This window comes from Mycolicibacterium palauense, from assembly GCF_002592005.1.
In the GTDB taxonomy this organism is placed as follows: domain Bacteria; phylum Actinomycetota; class Actinomycetes; order Mycobacteriales; family Mycobacteriaceae; genus Mycobacterium; species Mycobacterium palauense.
The window spans coordinates 1-13,057 of the sequence record NZ_NVQF01000026.1 but is presented as its reverse complement, the minus strand read 5'-3'; the positions used below and the strand labels follow the sequence as shown (position 1 = coordinate 13,057).

The 13,057-nt window shown below is 70.7% G+C and carries 18 protein-coding genes; 4 read left to right on the top strand and 14 right to left on the bottom strand.

The features are described from left to right. Positions 1-5: 5 nt before the first annotated feature. The 4 genes from msrB to CSR00_RS12675 form a co-directional block, all read right to left on the bottom strand. Positions 6-431: a peptide-methionine (R)-S-oxide reductase MsrB gene (msrB, locus tag CSR00_RS12690; RefSeq protein WP_099022765.1), complete on the bottom strand. Its 426-nt coding sequence runs from the start codon at positions 429-431 to the stop codon at positions 6-8. Next, on the bottom strand, positions 428-1,747 hold the full coding sequence (gene aftC, locus CSR00_RS12685) for an arabinofuranan 3-O-arabinosyltransferase (protein WP_407662435.1): 1,320 nt from the start codon (positions 1,745-1,747) through the stop codon (positions 428-430). Before aftC ends, msrB begins: the two co-directional genes overlap by 4 nt. 20 nt (positions 1,748-1,767) lie before the next feature. Next, a complete protein-coding gene (locus tag CSR00_RS12680) occupies positions 1,768-3,333 on the bottom strand; it encodes an alpha/beta hydrolase (RefSeq protein ID WP_099022763.1) in 1,566 nt (521 codons plus the stop codon). A 98-nt stretch (positions 3,334-3,431) separates the two neighbouring features. Next, positions 3,432-4,229: a pyrimidine reductase family protein gene (locus CSR00_RS12675; RefSeq protein ID WP_176562040.1), complete on the bottom strand. Its 798-nt coding sequence runs from the start codon at positions 4,227-4,229 to the stop codon at positions 3,432-3,434. Positions 4,230-4,263: 34 nt separating this feature from the next. On the opposite strand from CSR00_RS12675, the gene zapE reads away from it, so the two are divergent. Beyond that, on the top strand, positions 4,264-5,331 hold the full coding sequence (gene zapE, locus CSR00_RS12670; RefSeq protein ID WP_099022761.1) for a cell division protein ZapE: 1,068 nt from the start codon (positions 4,264-4,266) through the stop codon (positions 5,329-5,331). A gap of 27 nt (positions 5,332-5,358) precedes the next feature. Here the strand turns inward: zapE and CSR00_RS12665 are convergent, their stop codons facing one another. From CSR00_RS12665 to CSR00_RS12645, 5 genes are read right to left on the bottom strand one after another with little or no spacing between them, the layout of a single operon-like run. Continuing rightward, positions 5,359-5,901 carry a GNAT family N-acetyltransferase gene (locus tag CSR00_RS12665; RefSeq protein WP_099022807.1) on the bottom strand — a complete coding sequence of 181 codons (543 nt, stop codon included), beginning with the start codon at positions 5,899-5,901 and terminating at the stop codon, positions 5,359-5,361. Beyond that, complete coding sequence (locus CSR00_RS12660; protein ID WP_099022760.1) at positions 5,898-6,398, bottom strand: hypothetical protein; 501 nt, start codon at positions 6,396-6,398, stop codon at positions 5,898-5,900. Before CSR00_RS12660 ends, CSR00_RS12665 begins: the two co-directional genes overlap by 4 nt. Before the next feature lie 59 nt (positions 6,399-6,457). Next, positions 6,458-6,877, bottom strand: a complete 420-nt coding sequence (locus CSR00_RS12655) for a TIGR03618 family F420-dependent PPOX class oxidoreductase (RefSeq protein WP_099022759.1) — start codon at positions 6,875-6,877, stop codon at positions 6,458-6,460. A gap of 28 nt (positions 6,878-6,905) precedes the next feature. Then, positions 6,906-7,514, bottom strand: a complete 609-nt coding sequence (locus tag CSR00_RS12650; protein WP_099022758.1) for a methylated-DNA--[protein]-cysteine S-methyltransferase — start codon at positions 7,512-7,514, stop codon at positions 6,906-6,908. Continuing rightward, positions 7,511-7,987, bottom strand: a complete 477-nt coding sequence (locus tag CSR00_RS12645) for an RNA polymerase sigma factor (RefSeq protein ID WP_099022806.1) — start codon at positions 7,985-7,987, stop codon at positions 7,511-7,513. Before CSR00_RS12645 ends, CSR00_RS12650 begins: the two co-directional genes overlap by 4 nt. Before the next feature lie 142 nt (positions 7,988-8,129). Here CSR00_RS12645 and CSR00_RS12640 point away from each other — a divergent pair, with 142 nt between their 5' ends. Continuing rightward, on the top strand, positions 8,130-8,429 hold the full coding sequence (locus CSR00_RS12640) for a hypothetical protein (RefSeq protein WP_099022757.1): 300 nt from the start codon (positions 8,130-8,132) through the stop codon (positions 8,427-8,429). 13 nt (positions 8,430-8,442) lie between these two features. On the opposite strand, the gene CSR00_RS12635 is transcribed toward CSR00_RS12640, so the two are convergent. Next, positions 8,443-8,928 (bottom strand): SRPBCC family protein, encoded by a 486-nt coding sequence (locus CSR00_RS12635; RefSeq protein ID WP_099022756.1) that lies wholly within the window; start codon positions 8,926-8,928, stop codon positions 8,443-8,445. Positions 8,929-9,030: 102 nt separating this feature from the next. On the opposite strand from CSR00_RS12635, the gene CSR00_RS12630 reads away from it, so the two are divergent. Further along, positions 9,031-9,288 carry a hypothetical protein gene (locus CSR00_RS12630; RefSeq protein WP_099022755.1) on the top strand — a complete coding sequence of 86 codons (258 nt, stop codon included), beginning with the start codon at positions 9,031-9,033 and terminating at the stop codon, positions 9,286-9,288. A 16-nt stretch (positions 9,289-9,304) separates the two neighbouring features. Here the strand turns inward: CSR00_RS12630 and CSR00_RS12625 are convergent, their stop codons facing one another. Then, the gene (locus CSR00_RS12625; protein WP_141564349.1) at positions 9,305-9,517 is read right to left on the bottom strand and encodes a three-helix bundle dimerization domain-containing protein; all 213 of its coding nucleotides are present in this window, start codon (positions 9,515-9,517) and stop codon (positions 9,305-9,307) included. A 171-nt stretch (positions 9,518-9,688) separates the two neighbouring features. Between CSR00_RS12625 and CSR00_RS12620 the strand changes: the two genes are divergently transcribed. Continuing rightward, a complete protein-coding gene (locus CSR00_RS12620) occupies positions 9,689-10,003 on the top strand; it encodes an ANTAR domain-containing protein (protein ID WP_407662434.1) in 315 nt (104 codons plus the stop codon). Between the two features lie 49 nt (positions 10,004-10,052). Here CSR00_RS12620 and CSR00_RS12615 read toward each other — a convergent pair whose 3' ends face one another. The 3 genes from CSR00_RS12615 to CSR00_RS30130 all read right to left on the bottom strand — a co-directional run bounded on the left by CSR00_RS12615 (position 10,053) and on the right by CSR00_RS30130 (position 12,920). Beyond that, on the bottom strand, positions 10,053-10,691 hold the full coding sequence (locus CSR00_RS12615; protein WP_245905975.1) for a hypothetical protein: 639 nt from the start codon (positions 10,689-10,691) through the stop codon (positions 10,053-10,055). Continuing rightward, positions 10,688-12,340 carry an alpha/beta hydrolase gene (locus CSR00_RS12610; RefSeq protein WP_099022752.1) on the bottom strand — a complete coding sequence of 551 codons (1,653 nt, stop codon included), beginning with the start codon at positions 12,338-12,340 and terminating at the stop codon, positions 10,688-10,690. The genes CSR00_RS12615 and CSR00_RS12610 overlap by 4 nt, the downstream gene beginning before the upstream one ends. Positions 12,341-12,710: 370 nt before the next feature. Next, complete coding sequence (locus tag CSR00_RS30130) at positions 12,711-12,920, bottom strand: hypothetical protein (protein ID WP_141564348.1); 210 nt, start codon at positions 12,918-12,920, stop codon at positions 12,711-12,713. Positions 12,921-13,057: the final 137 nt, after the last annotated feature.

Below are 13,057 nucleotides of genomic sequence, written 5' to 3'. Positions count from 1 at the left end.
GCGGGTCAGCTCGGCAGCAGCTTCAGTGAGATGGAGTTGATGCAGTAACGCTGGTCGGTGGGGGTCGGGTAGCCCTCGCCGCCGAACACGTGCCCCAGGTGACTGTGGCAGCTGGCGCACAGCACCTCGACCCGGTGCATGCCGTGGGAGGCGTCGGGCCGCAGGATCACCGCATCGGAGTGCGACGGGTCGAAGAACGACGGCCACCCGCAGTGCGAATCGAATTTCTCAGTGCTGCGGAACAACTCGGCGCCACAGGCGCGGCACTGATAGATCCCCTCGGTGTGGACGTCGGTGTACTCACCGGTACCCGGCCGTTCGGTCCCGGCCTCGCGCAGCACCGCGTACTCCGCGGGGGTGAGCTTGGCTCGCCATTCGTCCTCGGTGAGTTCGACCTTGGCCGGAGGAAGGTCTGTGTAGTGCTCACTCATGCGTCTACGCTATCGCGCCGCGCCGAGGTCAGCCACGCAGGATCGATGCCGTCGCCGAGTCGGCCCTCCGACTTGGCGTCCAGGTAGCGGAAATACAGCACGCAGAACACCACGACGAGCAGAAGCGACCAGCCGTAGGTGATCTTCATGTACTCCAGGTAGCGGCCGGTGGTGGGCCAGTGCCACATCAGCCAGCGGTCCATGGTCAAGAACCCGTAGATCGCCAGCCAGGCCGGCCAGTTGCGGATCACCGAATTGGGCAGCACCACCGTCATCAGGAACGGGAACAGCATCATCGAGTAGTAGGCCTGGCCCAGCGAGAACACCAGGAACGACGCGGTGAGCAGCACCCCGGAGGAGGTCAACATCCAAAACAGCGGATCGCGCGTGCGGTAGTAGCGGTACAACAGCCAGAGGCTGCCGATCGCCAAGAGCAGGAACAGGACTCGCATCAGCACGATCAGCCACATCGGCAGCCCGTAGTAGATGCCGTTGCCCAGGATGGAGGAGTTGAAGTAGTCGCGGGTCCCCAGGATGTAGGGCACGGTGCGGCGCACGAAGTCCATCGGGTCGACGATCAGCGGCCAGGCCGCCAGGTTGAACAGCAGCGGCACGCCGAAGGCCGGCACCAGCGCGCGCCACTGCCGGTTCAGCAGCGGGAGCAGCAGCAGCGGAGCCAGTGACGGCTTGACCACCAGTGTCAGCCCCACCGCCACCCCGGCCAGCCACTCCCGATTGGTGCGGCCGTCGAGCAGCCAGCGGAAGAACAGCACCTCCAGCACCAGGATGAACCCGTTGATGTTGGTGAACACCAATGTGCTGGTGACCGATTCGGTGACGAACATCGCGGCGATCAGCGCCGGCGCGGCCACCGAGGCCAGGGTGTAGTTGAACAGCCGCAGCAGCAGATAGGCCGCCACCAGGATGGCGACCGTGTTCAAGAAGATGTACCAGTTGCGGGAGGCCTCTTCGGGTACGTAGGCGAACGGATAGAGCAGCAGGGTGCCGCCCGGGGGGTACAGATAGTGCGGGTCGACGAAGGCGAAGTTCTCGTCGTAGACCGGCAGTCCCAGCTTCATCCGGACGACGGCGCGGTAGACCGGGGCGAAGTCGTTGGTGATGTAGCCGTTGGACGCCAGCACGTAGCTGCGGTGGATGATCGACATGATCGCGATCGGCCACAGGACCGACCGCAGCACGGTGGCGGTGTCGGGGGCGCTGGTGCGCGGACGAAACGCGGCCAGCAGCGCCCGGCGGGGGCTGCGCCGCCCGGTGGAGGTCGTCGACTCGGCTTCCATCACGTGCGCACCGTACACCGGCGCCGCGCCCGGGCGTGTCAGGCGGGGCAGAAGGTGTCGGTGGAGGGCACGTCGCCGGTGTCCAGATAGTTGACCAGCGGCGGGATCGCGCAGTCGGAGTAGGTGCTCACCCCGTGGCCGATGCCCTGCCACATCACCCGTCGGCTGGTCGCGCCGGCGTTGATGATGGTGGCGGCGGTGGCTGCCACGCCTTCCGAGCCGACGATCGGGTCGTTGCGGCCCCCCATCAGCAGCACGTTGACCTTGAGGTTCTGCGGCGGCTCGGGCGCCGACCCGCTCGGCCAGTGCAGGCACTTGACCAGGTTCAGCGCGGCCACGGTCCCGAACTGGGGGTACTGCTTACCCCAGGCGACCACCAGCTCCCGGACCCGGTCGGGTGTGGGCCGGTTCAGGGCGTCGCTGCAGCGGTTGATGAACTGGCCGTCGGTCTCCCGTTCGGTCTCGGCCCGATTCATCAGCGCGGTCAGCGGCCCGTCGTCACCGGCGCGGGCCGCTGCCAGGATGGAGGCCAGCCGGCTGGTGCTGGTGACCCGGTCGGAGTCGGGGAAACCCAGCGCGGTGATGATGGCGTTGGCCAGCGCCGCCACCGATTCGCCGCCGGGCCCGCGGCCCTGGCCGGCAGCGGTCAGCAGGGCGTCCACCGCGCCCTTCGGGTCGGGACCCAGGGCGCAGTTGGTGGCCAGGCACTGCTCGGCGAAGCTGTCCAGCGCGGCCTGTTGACCCTGGACCGCCTGCTCGGCCTCGGCCTCGGCGTTGACGCCGGGGGCGATCGGGGAGTCCAGCACCAGCCGCGCGACCTTGTCGGGGTGCGAACCGGCGTAGGCCAGCGCCACCTGGGCGCCGTTGCCGACCCCGACCAGCGCCAGCGCCGGGACGTCCCAGGTGCTGCGCAGCCGTTCCAGATCCTCGGCGGCGTGCCTGTTGTCATACGCCGAGTCACCGGGGGCGATGGTGTCGGTGCAACTGGTGGTGGCGGTCATCGTGATGTCGCCGAGGTTGGCCACCGGGTCGTTGCCGGGTTCGAACTGCGCCTGGTCGCGCATCTCCTGACGGTCGAACAGGTCTCGACAGTCGACGGGGCTCGACATTCCCATGCCGCGGCGGTCGACGGCGACGATCGGGTGGGCCTTGAGCACGTCGGGGCCGGAGCGCACCAGCCACGCCGGAAGCTGGCGCGACGTGGCGATGTCGGATCCGGTGGTGTACACCAGGGGACCCGCGTCGGCCGGGGTGCTCACGCTGCGGGCGCGCACCACCCCGATGCTGATGGTGCCGGTGGCCCCGGCGATCGGGTCCAGGTCGGCGTCGTAGCTGGCGCAGTCGAGGGTCACCCCCGGGGGCGCGGTCAGCGACGCCTCCCCGAACACCTGGGAGGTGCATTCGCGCCACGACAGATCGTTCTTGGGGGCGGCGATCGGCGGGGGACCCGGGGGCGCCGTCGGTGTCGTGGTGGTGTCACCGGACTGATCGCCGTGGCCGGTGTCGGTCGCATACCGGGGGTTGGCGGCCAGTCCCGGGGCGCAGCCGGCGACGACCGCGGTCACCGCGGCGACCGCGATGACGAACTGGACGCGTCGACTCATGCTGCCCACACTAGCGATCGGCGCCCGCGTGCCCGTGTGCCTGCCGCCGGGCGTGCCGGCCGGCGCCACCACCAGCGGGGGATGCCGTGGATCCCCAACTAGGCCCCGGCCTCACCGTCGCGCACGTAGCGGCTGTAGAGGTAGCCGGCCTCGTCGCTCAGCAGGTGGGCCCGCCGCATCGAGATGGTTTTCTCCAGGGGCGCGTGGGTGATGCGCCGGGCGTCGCCGGCGACGATCACCGGGGCGACGGTCAGGCAGAGCTCGTCGAGCAGTCCCTGCTCGACCAGGGCGCCCTGCAGTGTCGGTCCGCCCTCGGTCAGCACCCGCAGCAGCCCACGGGTGGCCAGCGCGTGCAATGCGGCCTCCGGGTCCACGGCCGAGGGATGCGCTCCGGAGCTGTCGATCACCTCGGCGTGGCCGCCGAGCCGGGCGGTGGCCTCGGGAACGGAGTCGGTGCAGGTCAGCACCAGGGGCGGCACCTCGGTGTTGGTGAAGACCCGCAGGTCGCGGTCCAGCCGGCCGGACTGGGTGACGATCGCGACGGGCGGGACCTCGGACTGGCCGCGGCCCCGGCGGGCCTCGCGCTGGCTGGCGCCCAGCTGCACACCGGAGTAGTTCTCCACGCGGATGGTGCCCGCCCCGACCAGCACGACATCGGCGAGCTCCCGCATCATCTGGAACAGGGCGCGGTCGCCGGGGCCGGCCAGGTCACCGGATCTGCCGTACAGGGTGGCGGCCCCGTCGAGGCTGGCGATGAAGTTCGACCGCACCCAGCACCGGCCGCCGTCGGACGGGTCGGCCGGGGGATAGGCGTAGAGCTCGGCCAGGCGGTCGTCGTCGACGGGCTCGGTGGAGCCGAGCAGTGTGAGCTGTGTCCCAGCGGCGGGTTCGGCCATGAACACGATTGCAGCACGTGGCTAAAGTGCCCCCATGCCCGCCCTCTCCTCCGATGCCCAGGCGGACCGCGACACCGAGGGGGTCGCCCGGCTTTCCAGCCGGCACCCGACGGTCTCCCCGGAGCGGTTGATCGCCCAGTTGGTCCCTCCGCCGACGTTCACCGAGGTCAGTTTCGACAGCTACCGGCCCGACCCGGCCGAGCCCACCCAGGCGGCCGCGGTCGGATTCTGCCGGCGTTTCTGCGAGGAGGCGGTGACCCGCCGGGAGGGCAAGAAGAAGCTCTTCGGCAAGCGTGAGGTGCTGCCCGGGGTGGGGCTGTACCTGGACGGGGGATTCGGCGTCGGCAAGACGCACCTGCTGGCCTCGACGTACTACTCCCTGAGCGACCGGCAGCTGGCGCCCACGGCGTTCGCCACCTTCGGTGAGCTCACCCAGCTGGCCGGGGTGTTCGGCTTCGTGGAGTGCATCGACCTGCTGGGCCAGTACCTGGTGGTGTGCATCGACGAGTTCGAACTCGACGATCCGGGCAACACCACCCTGGTCTCGCGGATGCTGTCACAGTTGGTGGAGCGGGGGGTGTCGGTGGCGGCGACGTCGAACACGCTGCCCGAGCAGCTCGGCGAGGGCCGGTTCGCCGCACAGGACTTCCTGCGTGAGATCAACACGCTGGCAGAGATTTTCACCACCGTGCGCATCGAGGGTCCCGACTACCGCCACCGCGGGTTGCCGCCGGCACCGGAACCGCTGACCGACGATCAGGTGGCCGAGCGCGCCGCGACGGTGCCCGGGGCCACCCTCGACGAATTCGACACCCTGTGCACGCATCTGGCCACCATGCACCCGTCGCGCTATCTGACCCTGATCGAGGGTGTGACCGAGGTGTTCCTGACCGGTGTGCACGAGCTCGACGACCAGAACGTCGCGCTGCGGTTGGTGGCGCTGACTGACCGGCTCTACGACGCGGGCATCCCGGTGGTGGCCTCGGGGGCCAAACTCGACACCGTGTTCAGTGAGGAGATGCTGGCCGGTGGCTACCGCAAGAAGTACCTGCGCGCCACGTCGCGGCTGCTCGCGCTGACCGCGGCGGGCATGGCGAGCTGAGTCATTGCGGGGCCGCCGCCGGGTCCGCTAGAGGGGGCGCGTCATCACGTAGTCGTGCTCGACCTCGGTGCCGAGCTGAAACGTCTTGGCGCCGGCCACGGTGAACCCCTGCTTGCCGTAGAAGCGTTGCGCCCGTTGGTTCTGCTGGTTGACCCCGAGCCAGACGCTGCGCGCGCCGCCGCGGCGCGCGTACTCGACGGCGGCGGCCATCAGCGCGGCGGCCACCCCGGCCCCGTGCACCTCGGGTGCGACGTAGATCTTCGACAGCTCCGCCGAGGGCCGCACCGTCACCGCCCGCTGCACATCGGGGTCGTCGGGCACGCCGTCCACGAGCATCGCGTAACCCAGGATCGCGGGATCGTCGCCGGCCCGCGCCACCAGGACCGCCCGGTCGGGGTCGGCGAGGTAGGCGGCGAAGCGGTCCGTCGAGAGGTTCGCGGCGATGAACGCCGCGACATTGTCCGATGTGGACGACGGCGGGCAGGCCAGCGGGAAGGTGCGTGCGGCGAGCGCGGAGAGTTCGGGAACGTCGGCGCGGGTGGCGGCGCCGACCCCGACCGCGGTGCTCAGAGGTTCCACTGGGCCAGGCGGATTCCGGTCTTCTTGTCGACGAGCACCACGTTGGAGACCAGGTCGCGGTAGCAGTCCCAGAACACGAACCCGCCCACCGTGGAGCCCTGCGGGGCGTTCTGCAGCGCCAGGCGCAGATCGTCGGGGGCGTCGGTGTTGCGTGGCTCGTAGGCGTCCCCGGTGGGCGTGACCCCGCGGAACCAGAACGACACCGTCATCGCATAGGGATTGGGCACCCGCACCGCCTGGACCACCACCTTGGCCTTCCACACCTGCTGGCGCGGCCAGCGGGGCGGGTAGCCCCAGCCCGGCGGGATCGCCGAGGGCTCCACCGAGAGCACGGTGACGTCGGCGATCAGGTCGCCGTCCTGCACCCGCAGCGTGTCGCCGAGTTTGCCGATCGGGGCGTCGACGGCGCCGGCGCTCGGGGTGGGAGCCCCGAAGCCCAGGGCCAGGGCGGAGGCGAGGACGAGCAGGGTCGCATACCAGCGGCGCATGGGTCGCATGATGGCACATCGGGTGTCGCGGCACCCGGGGTTGGTGTCATCCGCTGGGGTCAGGACGCCCAGGGGCCGATCCCGCCCACCGTGTCGACGGCGATCCGGGTCAGGTATCCCGGCGGGGCGTCGGGCGGCGGGAACGCGGCGCCGGGCGCCAGCGCGTCGGCCAGTTGGGTGAGCAGTTCCGGGGCACCGCCCTCGACGATGCGCGCCGTGCCGGTGATGCTCAGGTACGGCGTCATCAGCTCGCCCGATCCGGGAGCCAGGACGGTCACCGCGACGCGGGGTTCACGCCGCACGTTGCGGATCTTGCGGTATTCGGCCAGGTGCGCCGAGACCAGTTCGTCGCCGGTGTCGCCGGCCTGCAGCGCCACCCAGACCACACTGACGTGCGGGCTGCCGTCGGCGTTGAGGGTGACGAGGGTGGCGTTGGCGCCGGAACCGATCAATGCCCGGGCGGATTGGGGAAGCCTCATGAGCTGATCTACCGGCTGCGGCGCCCGATTATTCCCCCTCCAGCCCGAGCAGCATCGCCTTGGCCGGCGTGCCGCCGGCGTACTGCCCGAGGGTGCCGTCGGAGCGCACCACCCGGTGACAGGGGATCAGCACCGGCAGCGGGTTGTGGGCACACGCGGTGCCGGCGGCGCGCACGGCCTTGGGGCTGCCGACGGCGGCGGCCACGGCAGCGTAGCTCTCCCGGGTGCCGTAGCGGATGCCGCGCAGATGCTCGACGACGGAGCGCCGGAACCCGTGTGCCAGGCGAAGATCCAGCGGGAGGTCGAATTCGGTGCGACGGCCGGCGAAGTACTCGTCGAGCTGTCGGGCGGTCTCGTCGAGGCGACCGGGAGCGCGCAGAATCCGGGGGCTGATGCGCTCGGCCAGATCGGCCAGCGCCGCGTCGTGGCCCTGGCGGTCGAAGACCACCCGCACCACGCCGCGGTCGGTGGCCGCCAGCAGCAGCGTCCCCGCGGGCGTGTCGAGGGTGCGGTAGCCGATGTCCAGGACGCCGTGGTGGGCGGCGTCGCGTTCCAGCCGGCCGTGCAGCCGCGTCAGCAGCCGGCCGTCGGCGGCGTCGGTGTCGGCGATCGCGGTGTCGAAGATGTTGTCGATCATGCGGTTCGGTCCCTCAGGTAGGTGGCGCGCAGCTTCTTCAGCCCGTCGGCGGCGGCGCGTCGCGCCGCGTCGGGTGAGTTGCCGAGCAGGGCGGCGATGTCGGTGAAGGGCAGCCCGGCGATGTGGTGGTAGGCCAGCGCGCGGCGCTGTTTGTCGGGAAGCCGGGCCAGGGCCGACCACAGGTCGGGATCCCGCTCGGCGGGATCCGAGCGGGCGGCGGCCCGCTCGGGCAGCTCGGCCGTCGGGGCGGGTCGGCGGCTGCGGGCACGTCCGGCGTCGAGTGCCCGACGGTGGGCGATGGTGACCAGCCAGGCCTCGACGTTGGCGTCGGCCGGCAGATCCGGGTAGGCGCGCAGCGCCGAGAGGAAGGTCTCCGCCCAGGCGTCCTCGGCGTCGTCCGGGCCCACGACGGCCCGGCAGACCCGCAGCACGGTGGCGCCGTGGTCGGCCACCACTTCTTCGAAGGGACGCATCTTCACATCATGAAGACGCTGCGGCGGCCCCGGGTGTGAGATCGCGCGCAGTCGCCGGTGAGGGGGCCCGGCGTGGCTCCGGTGGGCGGGCCCGGCTCGCGGTTACGCTGCGGCGACATCATCCCTGATGGGAGGGGCTGCCATGGGTTCAGATCACCGACCTCGCGCGCTTCGCTGGGCCGCGGCGAGCGCCGCAGCGCTGGCCGCGGCGGCGCTGCTGAGCGGTTTGCCCGCGGCGACTCCGGTATGGGCCGGATCGGCGACCTGCCCGCCCGGTCAGGTCGTCGACGACGAGGCCACCGATTTCGGCTGCCGCAGCCAGTGCCCCGAGGGCATGATGGTCGACGCCACCACCGGGGTCTGTGTGGCCGCGCCCGGGGTGCCGCCCGCGCCGCCCGGCGGCGTCAGCGAATACGTCGAACCGGCCGAGCAGATCGGCTGAGCCGCACCGCCGCTCAGCCGCGCGGGTAGCCGCGGCGCACCGTGCGGTCCAGGATGCCCAGGGTGCCCCTCAGCGCCAGCTCGGAGATCACCGGGAAGATGCCGGCATCCCGCCACGTCTGATCGATGTCCGACCAGTCGTAGAACGAGGTGACTACGGTGGCCTCACCGTCGGCGCTGGGCGCCAGACGGTAGCCGTAGACGTGGCCGATCTGCGGTGTGATCTGGCCGAGGATGGTCCAGGCGATCGCCGCGTCCTGCTCGAACTCGGTGATCCGGACCGTCACGTCGTAGCGGCCCAGTTCGGGGAAGTCGTTGAGTGCCTCGCGGTCCATGTGCACGACGAACTCGTCGCCGACCCCACCCGCGGGCCGGCCGGAGGCGTCCTGCAGCATGCCCGAGGAGTCGATGGCGACATGGCCCTGGGGGTCGCACAGCACGGCGAAGATGTCGGCGGCGGGCGCGGCGATGGTGCGCTGAACCTCGATGCGATCGGTCATGGCCCGATCCTGTCACCGGCGCCGGCGCGATGACTGCCGGGGCTCACCGGCGCCCGGCGGCTTCCGCGTGCGGGGGGTCGGCGCCGGTGTCAATATTGTCGGGTGATCGAGGACGCCGATATCGCGCAGGCGCGGGTGCTGCGCGACGCCCTGTGCACGCAGTTGCAGGACATGACCGCGACGCTGGCCACGATCGAGCGTGACCGCGGGTCGGTCGACAGTCACCGCGGACTGGCCCTGCGGCGCCGCGCGGCCGAGCTGCGCCAGGAGATCAGCACGGCCCAGTACCTGGTGGCCCGGCTGTGCCGCCGGTTCCCGGAGATCGTCGAACGGTCCCGCGAAGTGGGCGCCCGGGTCTGAGGCCGCCGGTCGGTCCTCAGGCGTAGGAGACCGACAATTCGCCCAGCGCGGAACGCGCGCGGCGTTCGACGAACAGCGGCACATACTCCCGCAGGGGGGCGCCGTTGAAGGCCGCATGCACCTCGTGTACGACGTCGGCGACCTCCGCCGCACTCAGGGCCGGGTAGCGTGCAGCCAGTCGCTCGATCACCTCGGCGACCAGTGTCTGCTCATCCATCGACGCGGACATCATCAGATGGTCACATTCCGTTCACCGACGGTCAACCGGTGCACGAGATCCGCGCGCCCGGACCACCTTTCGCGTGGCCGCGGGGCCGAATCGGGTGATTTTTCCGCTGTTCGCGTCCCCGATACCGCGTGTTCTGTTGATCCCGCCGCCCCCGGCGGTCATGCTGTGGTGGTGTTTCATCGCAGTGCGGGTGGGCGCATGCGCGCCGAGGGGGTGCCGCCACTGGACGGTCGGCGGGCCCTGGATCTGGCCGAGGGCATTCTGATCGGGCTGCGCCGGTGCTCGGTGCAGCAGGCGTTCGACGAGCTGGTGACCGTGGCGCGCCGCCACAAGGTGACCGTGTTGGCGGTGGCCTCGGCGCTGGTCGAGCTGGCCACCGACGCGCCTGCGGTGCCCGGCCACGGTCTGGAGGTCCGGGCCGCGGTGCAGGTCGAATGGGGTCAACTGCTGCGCAGCGGCGGCGTGCCGCGCCTCGCCGCCGGCTAACCACACCCCGCTCAGCCGCGACCGTGACCGGCGGGCCGCCGTGTCCGGCTCAGGTCCCGGGTGCCTGCTGGATGAGGGTCGGTGCGGTGATGTGGTCGTTGCGCAGGTCACCCGGGAAGCAGGGGGAGGACCCGATCAGCGAGGGTGGGTAGCTGGGGTCCGGTCGGGCCTCGATCTGCAGGACATACCCGTCGGGGGCGTAGCCGAAGCGGTTGGGTTTGGTGAAGCCGTCGCGCTCCAGGACGTCCCAGCCCCACCGCTTCCAGATCTCGCCGGTCTGGTCGATCAGCTCGGTGAAATCGGTGCCGGGCGGGACCTTCATGTCGCGCCAGTCTTCGACGTGTACGGGGGAGTCCCGGCCGCTGGGGTTGTCTTCGCAGTAGGTGGTGCCGTCGCCGATCACGTAGCGCGAGCCGTCCAGGCTGATGCCGGCGGGGAGCTCGTCGACGGTCTTCTGCAGATAACCGATGAGGGTCTCCTGCGCCTCACGCTGGCTGGTGGGGATCTTCGGGTCGGCGGGGGTGGGCAGGGGCTCCATCGGTCCTCCCGGAATCGCAGTGACGCTCGATCGGCCTGGTGAGTCTTCGGGTGTCGGGTCCGGCGTCGAGGAGGAGCAGGCGACCATGAGCGCCGCGACCGGTAGCGCGACCAGCGCCGTGACCGGTAGCTGGGTGAGGCGACGGGTCATGGTGTGAAGGTAGGTGCTGTGACGTCGGTTTGTCCGGCAATGATGCGGCCCATGTTGGTCAGCGCGGGGTTGCCCGCACTCCAGTAGGAGCTGTGGGCCTCCACGGTGGGGCTGCCGAAGGGGCCGGCGGGGCCGGGGGCGGCCTCGAACGGGATGGCCCCGAACCCGGCGCCCATCGGGTCGGGACCCAGGCTGGCGTAGGTGGCGATGCCAATGATGTCGTTCTCGGCCCGCGCGGCGAAGACGCGCGCGCCGGGGGCCAGGCTCAGGTCGCTGGCGTGCCCGGCCAGCACACCGGGGCTGCCGACCGTGACGACGTTGTCGGCGTCGAGGTGATGGCCGTCGAGCCCGGCGGCGCCGACCACCGTGGAGCCGTAGCTGTGGCCGATGACGGTGTTGATCGACGCACCGCGCACGGCGGCATCGTCGTGGGTGACGCGCAGACCGTCCTGGAAATCATCGAGGGCCTGGGCTCCGTTGTGCGCGTAGCTCGTCGACGGGGCGTCGGTGATCACGCTCATCGGTCGGTCATAGCCCATCCACGTCACCACCGACACGTCACCGGGATCGAGGGTCGGGTCGGCGCGCAGCGTCGCCTGCAGCATCTCCTGGGATTTGGCGGTGCTGTATTCCAGGCGGCTCAGATCCTGGCCGGTGCCCGGCACGAAGGTCGCCGTCCGCCGGGCGGTGTCGGGGCTGTTGACGGCCACGGCGGCATGGCCCTGGTCATCGAGCAGCCCGAGCAGCCGTGGCATGCCGTCGGGCGCGTCGAGTGCCCGACGCACCTGGGCGTACTCGTCGTGGCGTCGGGTGGCGTCGTCCCATCGGCGTCGCCACTGCAGGTACTGCTCGGAGGGGGCCGTCGGGTTCGCGCCCCACTGCGGGTGCTCGTCGTGCAGGCGTTGCAGCTCGGCCTCGTTGGCGGCCCGAAGCTCATCGAGGTGCAGACGGTTGTAGTGGTCCTTGCCGGGGTCGTCGGCCGAGCCCCACGGCATCCCCGGGTGGTTTCCGATGCTGTGGTCATGAGCGTAGAGCCAGTCCTTCTGCTCGGTGTCGAGCGTGTTCCACAGATCCTCGAACTGCTGCGGATCCTGCGGCACGTCCCCGTTGAGGGCGGCCTGCACCTCCGGATCGCTGGAGTGCGGCGACGCCGGGATCGGGTCGGTGCCGTCGGCCATCTCGATGGCGTGTGCCAGGGCGTGGTCGACGAGGTTGGCCTCGGCCACGATCCGGTCCACCCGGGGCTGCAGTTGCTGCTGCTTGAGCAGCACCTCCATGGGGGTGCCCGTGAACCCCGGGCCGGCGACCACCCGCCCGGTATCGGGGTCGATCTGCATCCCGAGCAGCTCGGCGTCGGCGCGCACGCTGGTCAGCTCGGACTTGATGCGCTCGATCTCATCGGCCGCCGAGCGCGCCGCGTTGGCCACGGCCAGGGCCTCGCGACCGTGGGCGTCGAGGTCCGCGCGGGTCCTGCCGATGGCCTGCCGGGCGGCCTCGGCAGCCTCGCCGCCCCAGCTCTCGAACATCGGCAGGGTCGCGAGCCCGTTGGCGGCGTCCTGGGCGGCCTGGGCGCGGCTGGCGGCCGCGTGGAACACCTCCCGGACGTCACCGGGATCCCACCGGTCGATGTCGGCCACGGTGAGTGTCACCGTCGGCTACGACTTGTGCGTCGCGGTGTGCGCGCCGGGGCACCCACCGCGGGGTTTGTCACGCCACCGGATCGGCGGCATGCCGGTAGTGGGCACCCGCTGGCGGGCGACGGCGGATGCCGGCGGCGCCGGCTGCTCCGGGTGTGGCGCCATGTCGACACCCCCTTCGGTCACCCGTCGTGTGTAGGCGGGTGTTTCTGCTCAAGGGGTAGCAGCAACGCCCGGTTCGTGCCAGTCACCTCTGGAGACGAGACGTCGGAGGCCCGGTGGCGGTCAACCTCGAGGGCGAGGGCGAGGGCGGCGCCGACAGAAGCCCGGGCCGGGATCCAGAAGCCTTCTGGTAGTGGTCCGCACCGCCGTTCCGCCACCACTATCCGTCAGTACCTTCAGTGGCAGCGGCGTTGTCCAAAGGCGTGCCGTCTTGAGCCGCCCGCTTCTCACGCTCCTCGATGACTATCAGAACAACCACACCGAGGGCGGCGACGGCGATACCACCGATGAGCGTCGCCACCGGAACCCATCCCGGCGCGAGCCCCTTCGCCGACAGACCAACGAATATGAAGCTGCTGAACGCGATCACGGTGCCGACGGAGAAATTGTCAATTCCTGTGGATCGGGGTGTTTCAGGCGACCTCCGTTCCGGTGTGCTCGTCGTCGTTTGAGGGCGGTGTCGGTGGGGTGATGTCGGTGGGCCGTTCGAGCAGTTTGCCTTTGTGG

Bases quoted from the DNA above. Each gene is read 5' to 3' on its own strand.
- msrB (WP_099022765.1), bottom strand. From the start codon at position 431: ATGAGTGAGCACTACACAGACCTTCCTCCGGCCAAGGTCGAACTCACC.
- CSR00_RS12680 (WP_099022763.1), bottom strand. From the start codon at position 3,333: ATGAGTCGACGCGTCCAGTTCGTCATCGCGGTCGCCGCGGTGACCGCG.
- CSR00_RS12675 (WP_176562040.1), bottom strand. From the start codon at position 4,229: ATGGCCGAACCCGCCGCTGGGACACAGCTCACACTGCTCGGCTCCACC.
- zapE (WP_099022761.1), top strand. From the start codon at position 4,264: ATGCCCGCCCTCTCCTCCGATGCCCAGGCGGACCGCGACACCGAGGGG.
- CSR00_RS12660 (WP_099022760.1), bottom strand. From the start codon at position 6,398: ATGCGCCGCTGGTATGCGACCCTGCTCGTCCTCGCCTCCGCCCTGGCC.
- CSR00_RS12655 (WP_099022759.1), bottom strand. From the start codon at position 6,877: ATGAGGCTTCCCCAATCCGCCCGGGCATTGATCGGTTCCGGCGCCAAC.
- CSR00_RS12650 (WP_099022758.1), bottom strand. From the start codon at position 7,514: ATGATCGACAACATCTTCGACACCGCGATCGCCGACACCGACGCCGCC.
- CSR00_RS12645 (WP_099022806.1), bottom strand. From the start codon at position 7,987: ATGCGTCCCTTCGAAGAAGTGGTGGCCGACCACGGCGCCACCGTGCTG.
- CSR00_RS12640 (WP_099022757.1), top strand. From the start codon at position 8,130: ATGGGTTCAGATCACCGACCTCGCGCGCTTCGCTGGGCCGCGGCGAGC.
- CSR00_RS12635 (WP_099022756.1), bottom strand. From the start codon at position 8,928: ATGACCGATCGCATCGAGGTTCAGCGCACCATCGCCGCGCCCGCCGCC.
- CSR00_RS12625 (WP_141564349.1), bottom strand. From the start codon at position 9,517: ATGTCCGCGTCGATGGATGAGCAGACACTGGTCGCCGAGGTGATCGAG.
- CSR00_RS12615 (WP_245905975.1), bottom strand. From the start codon at position 10,691: ATGACCCGTCGCCTCACCCAGCTACCGGTCACGGCGCTGGTCGCGCTA.